The sequence below is a fragment of the Proteus sp. HMSC14B05 genome (genome assembly GCF_001808035.1).
GTDB lineage: Bacteria > Pseudomonadota > Gammaproteobacteria > Enterobacterales > Enterobacteriaceae > Proteus > Proteus mirabilis.
Map to the genome: position 1 here is coordinate 234,289 of NZ_KV792000.1, position 16,146 is coordinate 250,434.

14 protein-coding genes and 1 pseudogene are annotated in these 16,146 nt (G+C 38.4%); 3 read left to right on the forward strand and 12 right to left on the reverse strand.

The annotated features are described in order from the left end of the window. Positions 1-195 precede the first annotated feature (195 nt). Entirely contained in the window at positions 196-1,647 is a 1,452-nt protein-coding gene (gene thiI, locus HMPREF3129_RS15075; protein ID WP_004245118.1) for a tRNA uracil 4-sulfurtransferase ThiI, read from the forward strand. Between the two features lie 106 nt (positions 1,648-1,753). Here thiI and HMPREF3129_RS15080 read toward each other — a convergent pair whose 3' ends face one another. The 4 genes from HMPREF3129_RS15080 to panE form a co-directional block, all read right to left on the reverse strand. Further along, entirely contained in the window at positions 1,754-2,134 is a 381-nt protein-coding gene (locus tag HMPREF3129_RS15080; RefSeq protein ID WP_036919776.1) for a type II toxin-antitoxin system YafO family toxin, read from the reverse strand. Between the two features lie 5 nt (positions 2,135-2,139). Beyond that, on the reverse strand, positions 2,140-2,721 hold the full coding sequence (locus tag HMPREF3129_RS15085; RefSeq protein WP_004245114.1) for a hypothetical protein: 582 nt from the start codon (positions 2,719-2,721) through the stop codon (positions 2,140-2,142). A 170-nt stretch (positions 2,722-2,891) separates the two neighbouring features. Further along, positions 2,892-3,509 carry a protein deglycase YajL gene (yajL, locus tag HMPREF3129_RS15090; RefSeq protein ID WP_004252560.1) on the reverse strand — a complete coding sequence of 206 codons (618 nt, stop codon included), beginning with the start codon at positions 3,507-3,509 and terminating at the stop codon, positions 2,892-2,894. Continuing rightward, the gene (panE, locus tag HMPREF3129_RS15095; protein ID WP_004247218.1) at positions 3,478-4,398 is read right to left on the reverse strand and encodes a 2-dehydropantoate 2-reductase; all 921 of its coding nucleotides are present in this window, start codon (positions 4,396-4,398) and stop codon (positions 3,478-3,480) included. The genes yajL and panE overlap by 32 nt, the downstream gene beginning before the upstream one ends. A 256-nt stretch (positions 4,399-4,654) precedes the next feature. Here panE and HMPREF3129_RS15100 point away from each other — a divergent pair, with 256 nt between their 5' ends. Continuing rightward, a complete protein-coding gene (locus tag HMPREF3129_RS15100; protein ID WP_004245110.1) occupies positions 4,655-5,146 on the forward strand; it encodes a YajQ family cyclic di-GMP-binding protein in 492 nt (163 codons plus the stop codon). A gap of 63 nt (positions 5,147-5,209) precedes the next feature. Here HMPREF3129_RS15100 and HMPREF3129_RS15105 read toward each other — a convergent pair whose 3' ends face one another. From HMPREF3129_RS15105 to HMPREF3129_RS15135, 7 genes and pseudogenes are all read right to left on the reverse strand, one after another. Then, the gene (locus tag HMPREF3129_RS15105) at positions 5,210-6,580 is read right to left on the reverse strand and encodes an MFS transporter (RefSeq protein WP_036919778.1); all 1,371 of its coding nucleotides are present in this window, start codon (positions 6,578-6,580) and stop codon (positions 5,210-5,212) included. Between the two features lie 173 nt (positions 6,581-6,753). After that, positions 6,754-7,638 carry a heme o synthase gene (gene cyoE, locus HMPREF3129_RS15110; protein WP_004247221.1) on the reverse strand — a complete coding sequence of 295 codons (885 nt, stop codon included), beginning with the start codon at positions 7,636-7,638 and terminating at the stop codon, positions 6,754-6,756. An 11-nt stretch (positions 7,639-7,649) separates the two neighbouring features. Then, positions 7,650-7,982 (reverse strand): cytochrome o ubiquinol oxidase subunit IV, encoded by a 333-nt coding sequence (locus HMPREF3129_RS15115; protein ID WP_004245105.1) that lies wholly within the window; start codon positions 7,980-7,982, stop codon positions 7,650-7,652. Further along, the gene (locus HMPREF3129_RS15120) at positions 7,982-8,593 is read right to left on the reverse strand and encodes a cytochrome o ubiquinol oxidase subunit III (RefSeq protein ID WP_004245104.1); all 612 of its coding nucleotides are present in this window, start codon (positions 8,591-8,593) and stop codon (positions 7,982-7,984) included. Before HMPREF3129_RS15120 ends, HMPREF3129_RS15115 begins: the two co-directional genes overlap by 1 nt. Next, positions 8,593-10,575 (reverse strand): cytochrome o ubiquinol oxidase subunit I, encoded by a 1,983-nt coding sequence (gene cyoB, locus HMPREF3129_RS15125; protein ID WP_004247222.1) that lies wholly within the window; start codon positions 10,573-10,575, stop codon positions 8,593-8,595. The genes HMPREF3129_RS15120 and cyoB overlap by 1 nt, the downstream gene beginning before the upstream one ends. A 4-nt stretch (positions 10,576-10,579) precedes the next feature. Beyond that, on the reverse strand, positions 10,580-11,530 hold the full coding sequence (gene cyoA, locus HMPREF3129_RS15130; protein WP_004245101.1) for a cytochrome o ubiquinol oxidase subunit II: 951 nt from the start codon (positions 11,528-11,530) through the stop codon (positions 10,580-10,582). Between the two features lie 496 nt (positions 11,531-12,026). Further along, a pseudogene (locus HMPREF3129_RS15135) lies at positions 12,027-12,787 on the reverse strand (nucleoside-specific channel-forming Tsx family protein). 355 nt (positions 12,788-13,142) lie between these two features. Between HMPREF3129_RS15135 and dbpA the strand changes: the two are divergent. Next, entirely contained in the window at positions 13,143-14,516 is a 1,374-nt protein-coding gene (gene dbpA / locus HMPREF3129_RS15140; protein WP_012367479.1) for an ATP-dependent RNA helicase DbpA, read from the forward strand. A 99-nt stretch (positions 14,517-14,615) separates the two neighbouring features. On the opposite strand, the gene ampG is transcribed toward dbpA, so the two are convergent. Then, on the reverse strand, positions 14,616-16,136 hold the full coding sequence (gene ampG, locus HMPREF3129_RS15145) for a muropeptide MFS transporter AmpG (RefSeq protein WP_036919780.1): 1,521 nt from the start codon (positions 16,134-16,136) through the stop codon (positions 14,616-14,618). Positions 16,137-16,146 lie beyond the last annotated feature (10 nt).

A 16,146-nucleotide genomic window follows, 5' to 3' on the forward strand; every position in this document is an offset into this window, starting at 1 on the left:
TTTTTGATGATAAAGCATGTTAGCTGAATAATAGTGATCATCTTACTACAATTGAGAAGAAAATTTCTTATTCAGTCAGCGATTTTTGCGGGTGAGGCCTAAATATTGGTGATATACTTTGTGACTTTTATAAACTCCAGTCAATTAATATCACTGTAGTTTATGTCTCTACTTAATAACCTATGACCATTGACTATGAAGTTTATTATTAAATTATTCCCCGAAATCACGATCAAAAGCCAATCTGTTCGTATACGTTTTATCAAAATTCTGACCAGTAATATTCGCAATGTATTAAGTACATTAGGTGATGATATCACGGTTGTTCGCCACTGGGACAACATTGTGGTTGTCAGTAAAGACGAAAGTAAAAGCGAAGCGGTGTGTGATGCGCTAACTCGTATCCCAGGTATTCATCACTTTTTACAAGTTGAAGAGCATAGCTATACCGATTTACATAATATTTTTGAACAGACCTTTGCTGCCTTTGGTCATTTAGTTGAAAACAAAACGTTTTGCGTAAGAGCTAAACGCCGTGGTAAACACAGTTTTACTTCTAATGAAGTAGAGCGTTATGTGGGTGGTGGTTTTAACCAACACGTTGAAAGTGCAAAAGTAAAATTAACTCGTCCGGATGTGACCATTAATCTAGAAATTGAAGATGATAAGCTGATCCTAGTTAATGCTCGCTATGAAGGTATTGGTGGTTTCCCTATTGGTACACAAGAAGATGTATTATCACTTATCTCTGGTGGTTATGATTCTGGTGTATCAAGTTATATGTTGATGCGCCGCGGTAGTCGTGTTCATTACTGCTTTTTTAATCTTGGTGGTTCAGCCCACGAAATTGGCGTTAAACAAGTTGCACATTATCTTTGGAACCGCTTTGGACGCTCTCATAAAGTACATTTTGTTGCCGTTGATTTTGAACCCGTTGTGGCAGAAATTTTAGAGAAAATTGATGATGGCCAGATGGGGGTTGTTCTGAAACGTATGATGGTGCGTGCGGCATCTCGTGTTGCTGAACGTTATGGCGTACAAGCTATTGTAACAGGTGAAGCATTAGGGCAGGTTTCTAGCCAAACATTAACCAATCTACGTTTAATTGATAATGCGACGGATACCTTAATTCTGCGTCCTCTTATCACACACGATAAAGAAAATATCATTAATATCGCTCGCCAAATTGGTACGGAAGATTTTGCTCGTACTATGCCAGAGTTTTGTGGTGTTATCTCCAAGAATCCTACAGTAAAAGCGGTTAAAGCCAAAATCGAAGCTGAAGAAGAAAAATTTGATTTTTCTATTCTCGATAGTGTTGTTGAAAATGCTAAGAATATGGATATTCGCCGTATTGCTGAAGAGACGGTACAGCAAGTAACAGAAGTTGAAATGGTCTCTGAGTTTGCAACGAATGACGTTGTACTGGATATCCGCTCTCCAGAAGAGCAAGAAAACTCACCATTAAAATTAGAGGGTGTAGATGTTAAAGAATTACCATTTTATAAATTAAGTACACAATTTGGTGATTTAGATAACAGCAAAACTTATTTGCTCTATTGTGAGCGAGGTATGATGAGTCGTTTACAAGCACTATATTTACGTGAACAAGGCTTTAATAACGTAAAAGTGTATCGTAAGAAGTAATATAGTTATTTTTTATGAAAGTCGTATTAATAATATAATAGAGATACCCCCCAATAATTAGGATGCTAATATGATTTTGGGGGGATATATTAAAATGCAGTGTTTATTAAAAATTATTTTGAAATTCTTCAGCCCTTTTTCCCAACTCTGCTAGGAATGATGTTTTTGCTAACTCGTGTGCATTAGGTGACATAATAGCAATAATTTGATATCTATTTGGGTAAAGCCAATGTTGACAATAAACTAAGTAATGATTTGATTTTCTTTGTATTTGAGGCATATTTTCATGCCACTTAGGTTCATTAGGTATTCTAATATGTATTTTAGAAATGAGAGATTGACATAATTTCGCACTATTTTCCCATTTACCATCAGCACCTAAATAACAAGATAATACTTTTTTTTCTTTCCAAAGTTTTAATAATTTAGCGTATTCATTAGCAATAGTTTTATTTTCAATATCAGGATGTATTGAAATTTCGATCATATTTATTAATGGTTATTAAATTTAGGTTTACTTAGACCTAACTTTTTATGCTCTGTTTGTATTAATCTTTGCATATCAGCACTTATTATATTAGGTTTCTTATTAGTTGTTTTTGATGGTTGATGAGTTTGTTCTATAAATGAAATAAACTCTGTTAATACACTCCGATAATGAGCTAAAGAACGACCAAATAAGAGTACACTTTGTTTTTTTTGTGTATCACTCTTTGGTAATGAAAGAAGAATATTTTTGATATCAGTTAAAGAATTATCTAAACGTTTTATACTTTTGTTTATTTGATAATAATCATCTTCATTAATAAAATAATGAGGAGGATTTATCCATTTCTCTTTTAAATGAATTAAATGTTTATTAATTGATTCGGCTAAAATATTCATTTTTTCAGTAGCTTCATCAATAGGGATAGCAACGAATTGGTTAAATTGCGCTGAACTGAAAGAATATTGGATATCCGGTGTAAATGATAGTTGGTTATGTTTGAAGCTTTCTGCTGGCACTGAGGCTAATCCCATAGAAATTAAAGTAACAAGTTTGGGTAAGTTCTTGTGATATTGGAGAGTTTTCATTATGCCTTATCCTCCAGAAGTTATTTTACATTTTAACCTGTTAGTATGTTTTTTGAAATCAAAAACAAGAAACAAACATTGAAATAAGTCTTAAAAATAGATTTATAACTATTAAATAATATGTTTATTAATAAGATTAGGTGTTAAGTAAGAGATCCTATATATGGTATTTACCTATCCCCAAACCCAGTAAATTCATCTTGATAATTATAAATACCTGGTGGTAATACAAGTTGTTTAGCGACATCAGCTGCAACTGCTTTACCTTTTAGGCGCTCAATAATTTTAAGTGCGAAATCTATAGTGGTAGCAGGGGCTTGGCTAGTAATCAGATTGACTCTTTCGTCAAAGTAAACCCGATAATCAACCCATTTTTTAGGTTCGATTTTATCTTTTAAGCCGGGGAAACCTGTCATATTGCCTATTGGAAAGAGGTTATGAGACTCTAAGATGATCGCAGGAGCTGCGCAAATAGCGGCAACTAGTCTATTTTCACTGTGCATGCGGCGTACTTTTTCAACCACAAGAGGACTATCTCGTAAGGTTTCTGCACCTATTAATCCTCCGGGTAAAATAATGGCATCATAATGGTGATCAACAACACGAACTAATGGGACATCAGCAATTAATTTGATCCCTCGTGAGCAGGTGATCACTAAGTCATCAACATCATCTTCAGCACTAGCAAGTATGACCTTAATTCCAGCTCTAACGAGTAAATCAGCGGTGGTAACAACCTCTGTTTCTTCACTACCATTAGCTAGACAGATGAGTGCGGATATGGTCATAATTGCCTTCCTTCTGTTTTATAAATTGAAAAAGTCGCTTATTTTCGGGTAACACGAGTCCTTGCTCTGATGCCCTACGTAATAGATAGCCTGTAATATAATCGATTTCGGTATGGCGTTGATATTTCACATCTTGATACATAGATGAGTAATTATTAGCAGTTTGCTCTATGGTATCGATAATATAACCATGTAAATGTGATCTAGAGGTAGGTATAACACCTTCTCGCTCCATTACCTGATAAACTTCATCACAGACTTTCTGGATATGCTCAGGGTATTTTAATAAATCACCATTGCGACATTGATAAAACACCGTTAAAGGGTTGATAACACAATTTACGGCTAATTTTAGCCAGCTAATAGTATGAATATCATTGTGCCAAGCTACATCCGGTAAAGCTTGATGTAAAATTTCAGCTAAATAACCGTATTGACGTGCTGTTGTATTTAGTGGGCCAATGTGGGTGATCCCTTCTGCTGTATGGAGCACTTTTTGATCTTGTTGATAAGCACCATGAGTTATTATACCTTGTAATATCGCTCTTTTAGTCGGTGTTTCAGGTAGGGTGAGTTCATCTAGTGTTCCCATACCATTATGGATCAGTAAAATCGGGCAATCAGCAGAGAGGTGAGGGATAAGTGCATTAACCGCGTCTGAAACTTGCCAAGACTTTAAGCAAACAAGCAGTAACTCACTGTGTTGTAGCCATGTTTTTTGGTTGGCTATAATGCGTTGTTGAAATGGGATACCATTAATGGAGTCAACGTTAACGTCAAAATCAGGTTGAGGTATTCTTAACCATCCTTGTACTTCATGGGCTTGTTGCGTTAATCCTGCAATCCAAAGTTTACCAATTGAACCACATCCTAATACGGTTATTTTCATCATTTTTCTCCTGCTAAATGGTAAACAGGCGCTCCATATTATTCATCTAACATTAACCTAATATTATTAACAGTTCGGTAATTTTATCAATGCAAATTGAGAGCTATATCAAATTATAACATCGTTTATCTTCACTTGCTGAAGCTATCTCTGCTTTGTTATATGGAAAGTCAAGAGTAATGACATGAGTATGGCTTTTTTGCTGAGTGAAAAACAGCTATTATTCAGGTTGTTTTTATTTATTGAGGAAGAACGAATGCCATCTTTTGATATCGTATCTGAAGTTGACTTACATGAAGTGCGCAATGCGGTAGAGAACGCACAACGTGAACTGACTACTCGTTGGGATTTTCGTAATGTTGAAGCAAGTTTTGAATTAAACGAAAAAACTGAGTCAGTAAAAACAACTAGTGTATCTGAATTTCAGGTGCAGCAGTTATTAGATATTCTGCGTGAGAAAATGGCAAAAAGAGGGATTGATGGTGCTGTTTTAAATATCCCTGAAGAGATGACTCACAGCGGAAAAACATACAGTGTAGAAGCGACCTTAAAACAAGGTATTGATACTCCTTTAGCGAAAAAAATCGTTAAAATGATCAAAGACAGCAAATTAAAAGTACAAGCACAGATCCAAGGTGAGCAAGTACGAGTAACAGGTAAATCACGTGATGATTTGCAAGCTGTGATGAAATTAGTTAGAGAGGGTGAATTAGGTCAGCCTTTCCAATTTACCAATTTTCGTGATTAATGACGAAAGTATAAAAAAATGCGCTGTTTGGTTTATTCAGCGCATTTACAGGGTATATGAGGTTTAAACGCCGAGCACTAACGATTCTAATGTCGCTCTTGGTGTCTGCTTGGTATCCACTTTAATATAAGCACTTTGTTCGTGTGCCATAATTACCACTTCATTAACACCAGGTTGTTGCTTAAATTTCTGCTCTAATTGTTGTTGTTGAGCATTTGATAAATGTGCCGGCAATTCTATACGTAAGCTACTAACATAAGGTGGTTGACGTAATGTTAAGCTAATGGCAAACCAAACTAAGCCAATCAATAAACATCCTGCAAAGACTGCTTGAGCATCGTAATGTTGGTAGAGCCATCCACCTAAAATACCACCTAATGCTACACCTAGAAATTGGCTGGTGGAATAAATCCCCATTGCCGTGCCTTTATAACCTGCCGGTGCTTCTTTACTAATTAATGAAGGTAGCAGTGCCTCCATAATATTAAAACCAATAAAGAATATCTGAATACCTAAAATAATTAGCCACAAGCTGGTTCCTGAAATCATAAAAATAGCTTGAGCAATAATCAGCAGAAAGATACACAGTAAGAACACTTGTTTCATTTTACGTTTTTTTTCTGCATAGATAATAAAGGGTAATACTGAAATAAAGGCAATCAGCATAGTGACTAGATAGACAACCCAATGTTTCTCATTAACTAATCCGGCATTATGCATGATCAAAGGAAGTGCGACAAAAGCGGCCATCAATAAAGTGTGTAGTGAAAAAATCCCGACATTAAGCTTTAATAATTGCGCATCAAATAAAACTTTTTTGACACTTCCTCGTACAAAACTTGATTCTCGATTAAGTATATGATGTTCGCTATTCGGTACGGTAATGAGGGTGATCATAATCCCGCCGAAAGCGAGTAGGGCAATGCCCCAAAATAGACCTTGTAAGCCAAAAATATGTGTGAGTATTGGCCCTAAAACAAGGGCTAAGGCAAACGTAATACCAAAGCTAATGCCAATAAAGGCCATTGCTTTGGTTCTATTTTGTTCGCGGGTCAGATCAGATAACAGAGCCATCACTGCGGCAGATATAGCTCCAGCACCTTGTAATGCTCGCCCGATGATAATGCCATAAATGCTGTCACTTAAAGCAGCAATAAGGCTACCAACAATAAAAATAATTAAGCCGAAAACAATCATTGATTTTCGGCCAAATTTGTCTGAGAAAAATCCAAAAGGAATTTGGAAGATTGCTTGAGTTAATCCATAAATACCAATAGCTAATCCAATTAGCGATTCTGTCGCATGTTGTAGTTGCAGTCCGTAGGTGGTTAAAACGGGAAGTACCATAAACATGCCAAGCATGCGAAGAGAGAAAACAGCTCCTAGTCCCCATGTCGCTTTGCGCTCTAATGGAGTCATTTTATTATCATTCATGGATTACCTCGTATTACTGATACCTCATTGTAATAGTATTTTGTCACGAGGTTAATCAATAAATGGGATACAAAAAAAGACGAAATTGTACTGATAAGGCTGAATATGATATTTAAACTAAAAATGCCAGTCATGATTGACTGGCATTAGCATTTTTTGCAATTGAAATTACATTATCTCAGATAAGCGAGAACCGTTTCTGTTGAACTGGTGGGATCAACAGACATCATTACACTTAATGATGTAATGGCAATGATAGAAAATATAAATAATTTTCTTGCCCACACTTTATCATTGGTTGCTTTATAACCAGATAATGCCATGCCCAACCACCAGATACTGACTGCAGAGGCAACAATCAGGTATTTATACCCTGCATATCCCACTAAAGTCAGCATCAGCGTTGCAACCATAAAGGCCAGAATATAGAGAATAATATGGCGCTTAGCGACTGAGATCCCTTTAATAACAGGTAATACGGGGATATTGGCTGCTTGGTAGTCTTTAAAACGGAAAATCGCAATGGCATAAGAGTGAGGCATTTGCCACAAACTAAAGATAAGTAATAAAATTGCTGCACCCGCATCAAATTCACCGCTAACAGCACAGTAGCCGATTACTGGTGGTGCAGAGCCTGATAAACTACCAATCAGTGTGCCATAAACAGATTTACGTTTCATATAGAGGCTATAAACCCCAACATAAATAATAAAGCCGAATACAGCGATAAACATTGCAAGTGGGTTGGCTGCTACATAGAGCAGCACAACACCTGCAATACCTAATACTGAGGCATAAATAAGGCTAATTTGCGGGTCGATTAATCCTTGAACTAATGGACGATTCTTCGTTCTTTCCATGATACGGTCAATATCACGGTCAATATAGTTGTTAAAAACACAACCAGAAGCAACGACCAGAGACACCCCAAGTAGAGTCGCGAAAAATAGGGGGTAGTCAATCTCGCCTTTTGAGGCGAGAAGGAAACCACCTATCACAGAAATTAAATTTCCGAAAATAATTCCTGGTTTGGTGACTTGTAGGTATTGCTTAATCATAGCGACAACTCTTAATCCATCATCATATTGATGTTCAGGTTGTACATAATCCACAGTGAGCCAATCACAACAATGCCGATAATCAACAAGGTGAATAGGAATGCGATAACGTTCCAGCGCTCTTCTGAGGACGTGTTCATATGTAAGAAACAGACTAAATGAACAACAATCTGTACGACGGCCATACCAACGACTGTCCATAAGATAGTTGAGGTTGTAGCTGTTCCTTCCATCACCATCCAAAATGGGATCACGGTGAGGATAACGGACAGAATAAAGCCAATCAGATAGGACTTCATGCTGCCGTGGCTTGCGCCTGAAGGAGAAGTATTTGGATGACTCATTACATCGCTCCCATCAGATAAACTACGGTGAACACACAGATCCAGACAACATCAAGGAAGTGCCAGAACAGGCTTAAGCAACTTAAACGAGTGCGATTAACATCAGTTAAACCACGGCGTGATACTTGGATCATCATAATAATAATCCAAACTAATCCCGCAGTTACGTGCAGACCGTGTGTTGATACTAAGGCAAAGAATGCCGATAAGAATGCACTGCGATCTGGGCCATAACCTTCAGCGATAAGTTCATGGAACTCATACACTTCCATTACCACGAAGCCTAAACCGAATAAGAAGGTAACGAATAGCCACAGATTGACTTGGCTAACACTACCTTTATTCATGCTAAGCATGGCGAAACCAAAAGTGATACTACTAAACAGTAGTAAGAAGGTTTCAACTAAAACAAAAGGCAGGCTAAAGATTTCTTTACCAGAAGGACCATCAGCAATCCCGTTAACAAGCACCGCATAAGTGGCGAATAAGCTGGCAAACAGGATAAGGTCGCTCATTAGATAGATCCAGAAGCCGAAAACTTTCGTCGCTCCTGCATCGTGGTGCCCATGATGCTCATGGGCGTTTGCGTTATTTAAAGTTTGAGTTGACATTATTTCACACCTGCTTTTTTCAGTTCTTCATAATGCTTATTCTCGATGGCTTCAATTTCAGGTACTTGGACATAGTAATCAACATCTGTATCGAAGCTTTTCGCGATCCAAGTGACTATCATTCCTGCGAACCCAACAATAGCTAACCACCAGATATGCCAGATCATGGCAAAGCCAAACACTAAGCTAAATGCAGAGATAATGACGCCTGCTGCGGTATTTTTTGGCATATGGATAGGTTCATATTTTGCAGGGCGCTGATAAGCAGTACCTTTTTCTTTCTGATCCCACCACTCATCACGAGCTTTCACTTGCGGTTCAACGGCAAAGTTATAGAAAGGTGCAGGAGAAGAAATTGACCATTCCAGAGTACGTCCACCCCATGGATCACCTGTTAAATCACGGTTTAAGTGACGATCGCGGATACTGACGTAAATTTGGATAACTTGGCAAACAATACCAAGAGCAATCAGAGCGGCACCACCAGCAGCAACCATCAGCATTGGGTGGAATTCTGGGTTGATATTTTGGCTTAAACGGCGAGTCATACCCATAAAACCAAGGATATACAGTGGCATAAAGGCCATAAAGAAACCGATAAACCAGAACCAGAATGCGCGGATACCCCATTTTTCATTAAGCGTGAAGCCAAATGCTTTAGGGAACCAGTAAGTCATACCAGCAAAACAACCGAACACCACACCACCGATAATGACGTTGTGGAAGTGAGCGATTAAGAACAAGCTGTTATGTAATACAAAGTTTGCGCCAGGAACCGCTAATAGTACCCCAGTCATCCCCCCTACTGAGAAGGTGACTAAGAAACCGATTGTCCATAGCATAGGGCTTTTATACTCGATACGGCCCTGATACATGGTAAACAGCCAGTTAAAGATTTTAACCCCTGTGGGTATAGCGATGATCATGGTGGCTATACCGAAGAAGGCATTAACGTTGGCACCTGAGCCCATGGTAAAGAAGTGGTGTAACCAAACGATAAATGATAAGACGGTGATAACAACGGTCGCACCGACTAAAGAGGTATAACCGAATAGACGTTTTTTAGAGAACGTCGCGGTAACTTCAGAGAACACACCAAAGACTGGCAGAATAAGAATATAAACTTCTGGATGACCCCAAGCCCAAACAAGGTTGATGTACATCATCATGTTACCGCCCATATCATTGGTAAAGAAGTGTGTACCAAGATAGCGGTCTAACGTCAGTAGTGTGATAGTGACAGTTAAAATTGGGAATGCAGCGATAATCAGTACGTTAGTACATAATGCAGCCCATGAGAACACTGGCATTTTCATCATTGTCATGCCTGGTGCACGCATACGCAGGATAGTGGCGAAGAAGTTAACCCCCGTCAGAAGCGTACCAATACCGGATATCTGTAAACTCCATATCCAATAGTCGACCCCGACCCCAGGATTGTACTCCAAGCCCGAAAGTGGTGGGTAAGCTAACCAACCTGTTTGTGCGAATTCACCAATACCTAAAGAGATATTGATAAGCAGTACACCGACGACAAAGAACCAGAAACTCAGTGAGTTTAGGAATGGGAATGCCACATCACGCGCACCAATTTGTAAAGGTACAACAAGGTTCATCAGACCGACAACGAAAGGTGTTGCCATGAAGAAAATCATGATAACGCCGTGTGCGGTAAAAATCTGATCGTAGTGATGAGGTGGTAAGAAACCGGCTTCACCCGCTGAGGCGAGTGCCTGTTGGCTTCTCATCATAATGGCATCGGCAAAGCCACGGAACATCATGACCATTGCAACGATGATATACATAATACCAATTTTTTTATGGTCAACACTAGTTAACCATTCGCTCCATAGCCATTTCCACTTACGGAAATAGGTTAAAGCGCCAACAACAGCAAGACCGCCAAGAATGATGCCGATTAGGGTTACGACAACAATGGGTTCTTGTAGCGGGATTGCATCGAGAGTTAATTTTCCGAACATGCCTTTATTCCTCTGCTCCTGCATGTGCCGCGTGGCTCATGTTCATATTCATTGTTGCATCAGAGTGTTCAGTCTGATTGCTACCGGTGTGAGCGCCATGACCTGTATGACCAAATTTAGAGATGGTCTCTTGGAATAACATCGGCTTCACGCTTGAATAGTAGGTCACTGGATTTTTCTGGCTTGGTTTAGCAAGTTCATCAAATGCAGCGGTGGTATTTAACGTATCTGATGACTGTTTTACTTTTGCAACCCATGCATCAAAGCCTGCACGATCAGGTGTCGCAATGGCGGTAAACTTCATGTCAGAGAAACCGTGTCCGCTATAACTTGCTGACATACCTTGGTATTCACCTGGTTCATTAGCAATTAAGTGAAGTTTGGTTTGCATTCCAGCCATGGCATAGATTTGTCCACCTAAGCGCGGGATAAAGAATGAGTTCATGACAGAATCAGAGGTAATTTTGAAATTAACAGGAACATTGGTTGGGAAAGCCAGTTCGTTAACGGTTGCAATACCTTGTTCTGGATAGATAAACAACCATTTCCAGTCCATTGAAACCACTTCAATGGTAACCGGTTTCTCATCTGAAACTAGTGGTTTATAGGGATCAAGTTCATGGGTTGTTTTCCATGTGATGGTTGCCAATATCACGATAATGATAATCGGCACGGTCCATACGACAAGCTCAATTTTATTTGAGTGAGCCCAATTAGGGCGATAAGTTGCTTTAGTATTGGATTCACGGTAGCGATAAGCGAAAACAATCACCATCAGAATTACCGGTATCACAACAATCAACATTAAACCAAGCGCAATGAGGATTAATGTTTTTTGCTCAGCGCCGATAGCGCCTTTGGGATTCATTAACGCCATATCGCAACCACTTAAAAGAACAGCGGCTGCTAATAGCGAGAGTGTCCCAATACTTTTTATGTATTTCATAAGTCTCATCCAACGACCCAAATGATAAAGGTTCTATTGTTGTTTCATCAGTATCAGTAAGGACATTTTACGGTAAGGTTGCGACAGTGTAAACAATTGTAATGGTAAGTAAGTGATTGGTTAGTCTTTTGTGTTAATGTGATCACAAGTAATTAAACTATTAAATAAATGTTAATTTAATTATTGTGAATTAACTATAATTTCATAAAGTAGCATGTTTTTAAAATAAATACATATTTTTACAAAAAAAATTACAGCAAAAAGTGTAAGAAAATGTTTTTTGTCTAAAAAGTAAACACAATACAGGTCTGAGGAGTATTAGAAAGCAAATTTCGTTTTATCTTGATGTTTCGTATCTTTATTTAATCGCTATATGATTTTTTATATCGCAGATTGATTGTTTGTTGAATATTTCTATTATAGAAGAAATTTTTTTATTAACTGCTAAAAATGACAAACAGCGAATAAAAAGTGATTCGCTGCCACAAAAATTAACAATTAGCCATCAGAAGTTATATTTTAAGCTATAGATCACACCATCTTGTAAAAAGTTTTCTCCTAACTTTTTATAAGCATAGCGGTATTGAATGCCTGTAGTAATGGAAGCCGTGGGGTGCCACCAAATAGCGACAGCTCCATTAAAGCCATTTTTTCCGCCATTGCCATAACGTTTATTACGATCAAACTCCATCTCATGCCAATTTGTGATGCTAAATTTTGATTTACCAGGTTAAAATCGTAACCGGCAACCCAACCAACCACATAGCCATTATTTCCTGAATAATAAGTTTGATCGACATAATGTAAAGCTATAAAAGGTTTAAACCAGATATCTGCTAATTGTGTGTTATACCCAATACCATAAAGTGTATTAACCTCATGGAAATTACCGCCATATTCTTTTCCGGGCAGTGACCAAGTACCATATATATGGCCATAAAGGTTTAATCCACTGTCAGCTAAATAAATACGACTAGTTCCTTTGACGGTATAGCGCTGATTATCGCCGGGCTGTGTTTGTCGATTATTAAAAGGATTTTCTAAGTCAAAAAAGCCATAAAACTCACCCCATGAAAAGTGGGCTCCCCCTTCAAGTTCTAAATAAGCAAAATCATCTTTATGGGAAGTTTGGCCTGTTTTATGGGTGGTATGTGTCGTCCAGTCAAGATAATTGATACTGATATTAGCAAATCCACCGAGATAATTAGCCTGTGCAGGTAAAGTGCATGTTGTTGTAATAAACAATAAAATTGATTTTCTTATCATAATGTATAATTAGTTTTTCTGTTGTATTGTTTGTGGTGTGAATTATTCTCACTGTTTGTTTTGATACTATAATTTATAAAGTGTTTTTTTATAGTGTTTTGTATCTAAAATATGATCACATTCTAGAATATTGATCTGGGTTTTCTTTATCGGAAGTTTAGTATTGATTAGTTTGTTTTTATTATTTTGGTATGTTAATGAAAAGAATATAGAGTGAGAGAAGAAGAATAATGATGGCAATAAGTTTTAATTAACAGAAATGACGAAGGTGAGGCGAAATATCTCACGACACCATAAAAAAGGGATAGTATCATGGCAGATAACTGTTTTTTTATTATTAATTCGGAATTTTATTGTGACCTCATTTGCTGATCTTCATGCACTTCCTGCTGAGCAACTTACTAATCTTAATGAGCTTGGCTATTTAACGATGACTCCCGTCCAAGAAGCGTCTTTACCTGCTATTCTTGCCGGGAAAGATGTTCGAGCCCAAGCAAAAACCGGAAGTGGCAAAACAGCAGCTTTTGGCTTAGGTTTATTGCAACGTATTGATGCAAAACAATTTAATACTCAATCATTAGTATTATGTCCAACACGAGAATTAGCTGACCAAGTCGCTAATGAGTTACGTCGACTGGCTCGTTTTCTGCCTAACATTAAAATTCTGACTCTGTGTGGTGGGGTGCCTTTTAGCATTCAACGGGATTCATTAATTCATGCTGCTCATATTATTGTCGCGACTCCGGGGCGTTTGTTAGATCATTTAAACAAGCAGACTGTCACACTTGCTGATGTAAAAACATTAGTACTTGATGAAGCAGATAGAATGCTGGATATGGGATTTTTTGATGATATTAGCGACATCATTTCTCAAATGTCGACACAACGTCAAACTTTGCTCTTTTCTGCAACTTGGCCGGATGAAATCGCTAAAATTAGTCGAAAAATTCAACAAGATCCTGTCACTATTGAGATTAATTCACCGGATGAATTGCCAGCGGTTGAACAACAATTTTATGAGATCTCCCGTTATGGCAAATTGGGATTATTACAAAAGCTTTTGAGTCATCATCAACCTAATTCTTGTGTGGTATTTTGTAATACCAAAAGAGATTGCCAAGATGTGTATGAAGCTTTGACCGAAAGCAACCAAAGTGTCCTTGCGTTACATGGCGATATGGAGCAAAAAGAGCGCGACCAAACATTGATCCGTTTTGCTAATGGTAGCTGTCGAGTGTTAGTCGCCACAGATGTCGCTGCGCGAGGCTTAGATATCAAAGCGCTAGAAATGGTGATTAATTATGAATTATCACACGATCCGGAAGTTCATATACATCGAATTGGACGAACAGCCAGAGCGGGAGAAAGTGGTTTAGCGATTAGTTTTTGCGCACCAGAAGAGATCCCTCGCGCCAATGCTCTGGAAGAAATGTTGAATATAAAACTGGATTGGCAATCAGCCCCTTCAGGTTTATCAATCACACCATTGGTTGCGACAATGGCAACACTATGTATTGATGGCGGTAAAAAAGCAAAAATGCGTCCAGGGGACATCCTTGGTGCATTAACTGGAGATTTAGGGTTTAGTGGAGAAGATATTGGTAAGATAAATATCCATCCAACTCATGCCTATGTAGCGGTAAAACAGTCCATTGCTAAACAGGTATGGAAAAGCCTTCAACAAGGTAAAATTAAAGGTAAATCAGTAAAAGTCAGACTGTTTAGATAATTTGTTATATCACCTATCATTTTCTGTTTGAGCATAAAGAGATAACATAGAAAAAGGACAGCCTAGGCTGTCCTTGAATAGATAATAGATTGAGGCAACTTAATTAGCCGTTTTTTTCAGTGCCAAGTAATCTAAAATAGTCCCGATAATTAAGCTAACGGCGCCAATAATGACACCATATAAGAAGAGTGTAGAAGTAAGCTCGCTTAATAATTCACTATTAATAGATTGTATAAAATCAACTGACTGAAACATCTCTAAATTTGGTAGCGAATTAATAATAAGTAATATTAAGCTACACAAAAATAGTAATACGGCAAAGAGTAAACCATAAATCGCTAAACGGTATTGTTTAATAAATAATGTTCGTTGTAAGAATTCGCCAGTTTTTTGCGTATAAGTGAGTGTATTTTTAGCGATCATCAGCAAAAGAATACCGGGAACAGAGGCAACAATAGAGAAAAGATAGAACGCTTCCCAGCCATGGGATTCTACATACCAGCCTGCAACAGGACCGACATAGACTCGGCCGATAGCCGCTAAGGCGGAAAGAAGGGCGAATTGTGTTGCTGAAAAAGATTGATGGCATAGTGTCATTAGTAGAGCAACGAAAGCCGCCGTTCCCATACCACCACAAATATTTTCGAAAGCGATTACCGCTCCCATGCTATAAATATTTTGCTCAGAGATAGCTAAATACCAATAGCCGATATTTGACCCCCCTTGCAAAATACCAAAGATCATCAGCGCTTTGAATAAAGTCCAACGGCGCATTAATAAACCGCCTAATAAGGCTCCGACAATGGTTGCTGCCAATCCAAGCGTTTTATTGACTAATCCCACTTCACCTGCATCAAATCCGGCGCCACGAATAAGGAATGTGGTACTTAAGCTTAACGCAAAGGCATCTCCCATTTTGTATAGCACAATAAGTAGTAAAATTAACCATGCATTATTACGAGAGAAAAACTCATATAAAGGCTCTATAACGGCTTCATAGAGTGTACGTGGAGGTTTGACGGCGGTTTCTGGCTCCTGAGCTAATAGCGTGGCGATAATACCAATACCCATTAAGGCAGCCATTAGCCAGTACATGTTTTGCCAGCCAATATATTTATCTGCAAGCCATAGTGCCATGCCCCCAGAAACCAGCATCGCTATTCGATAGCCCAGCACAGAGACTGCTGCACCTGTGCCTCGTTCATCGGCTTTTAAGATATCGGTTTTATAGGCATCAAAGACGATGTCTTGTGAGGCAGAACAGAAAGCGACGATGACGGCTAACGAGGCTAACCACCATAAATGATGGCTAGGGTTTAAAAAGCCCATACCCGCAATACCTAACACAAGACCGATTTGTGTTAATAACATCCATCCTCGGCGACGACCTAAGAATGAAGGTGTATAGCGATCCATAAACGGCGACCAGAGGAATTTAAACACGTAAGCTTGGCCAACCAATGAGAAAAAACCAATCGTTTTTAAATCGATATTTTCTACTGTCATCCATGCTTGTAAGGTTCCTGCTGTTAATGCAAGGGGTAAGCCCGAAGTGAAACCAAGTAACAGTAAAATAAAAGATTTATACCAAGTGGTCTGTTTAAAGGCGGCTTGAAGCATGCAAAATTCC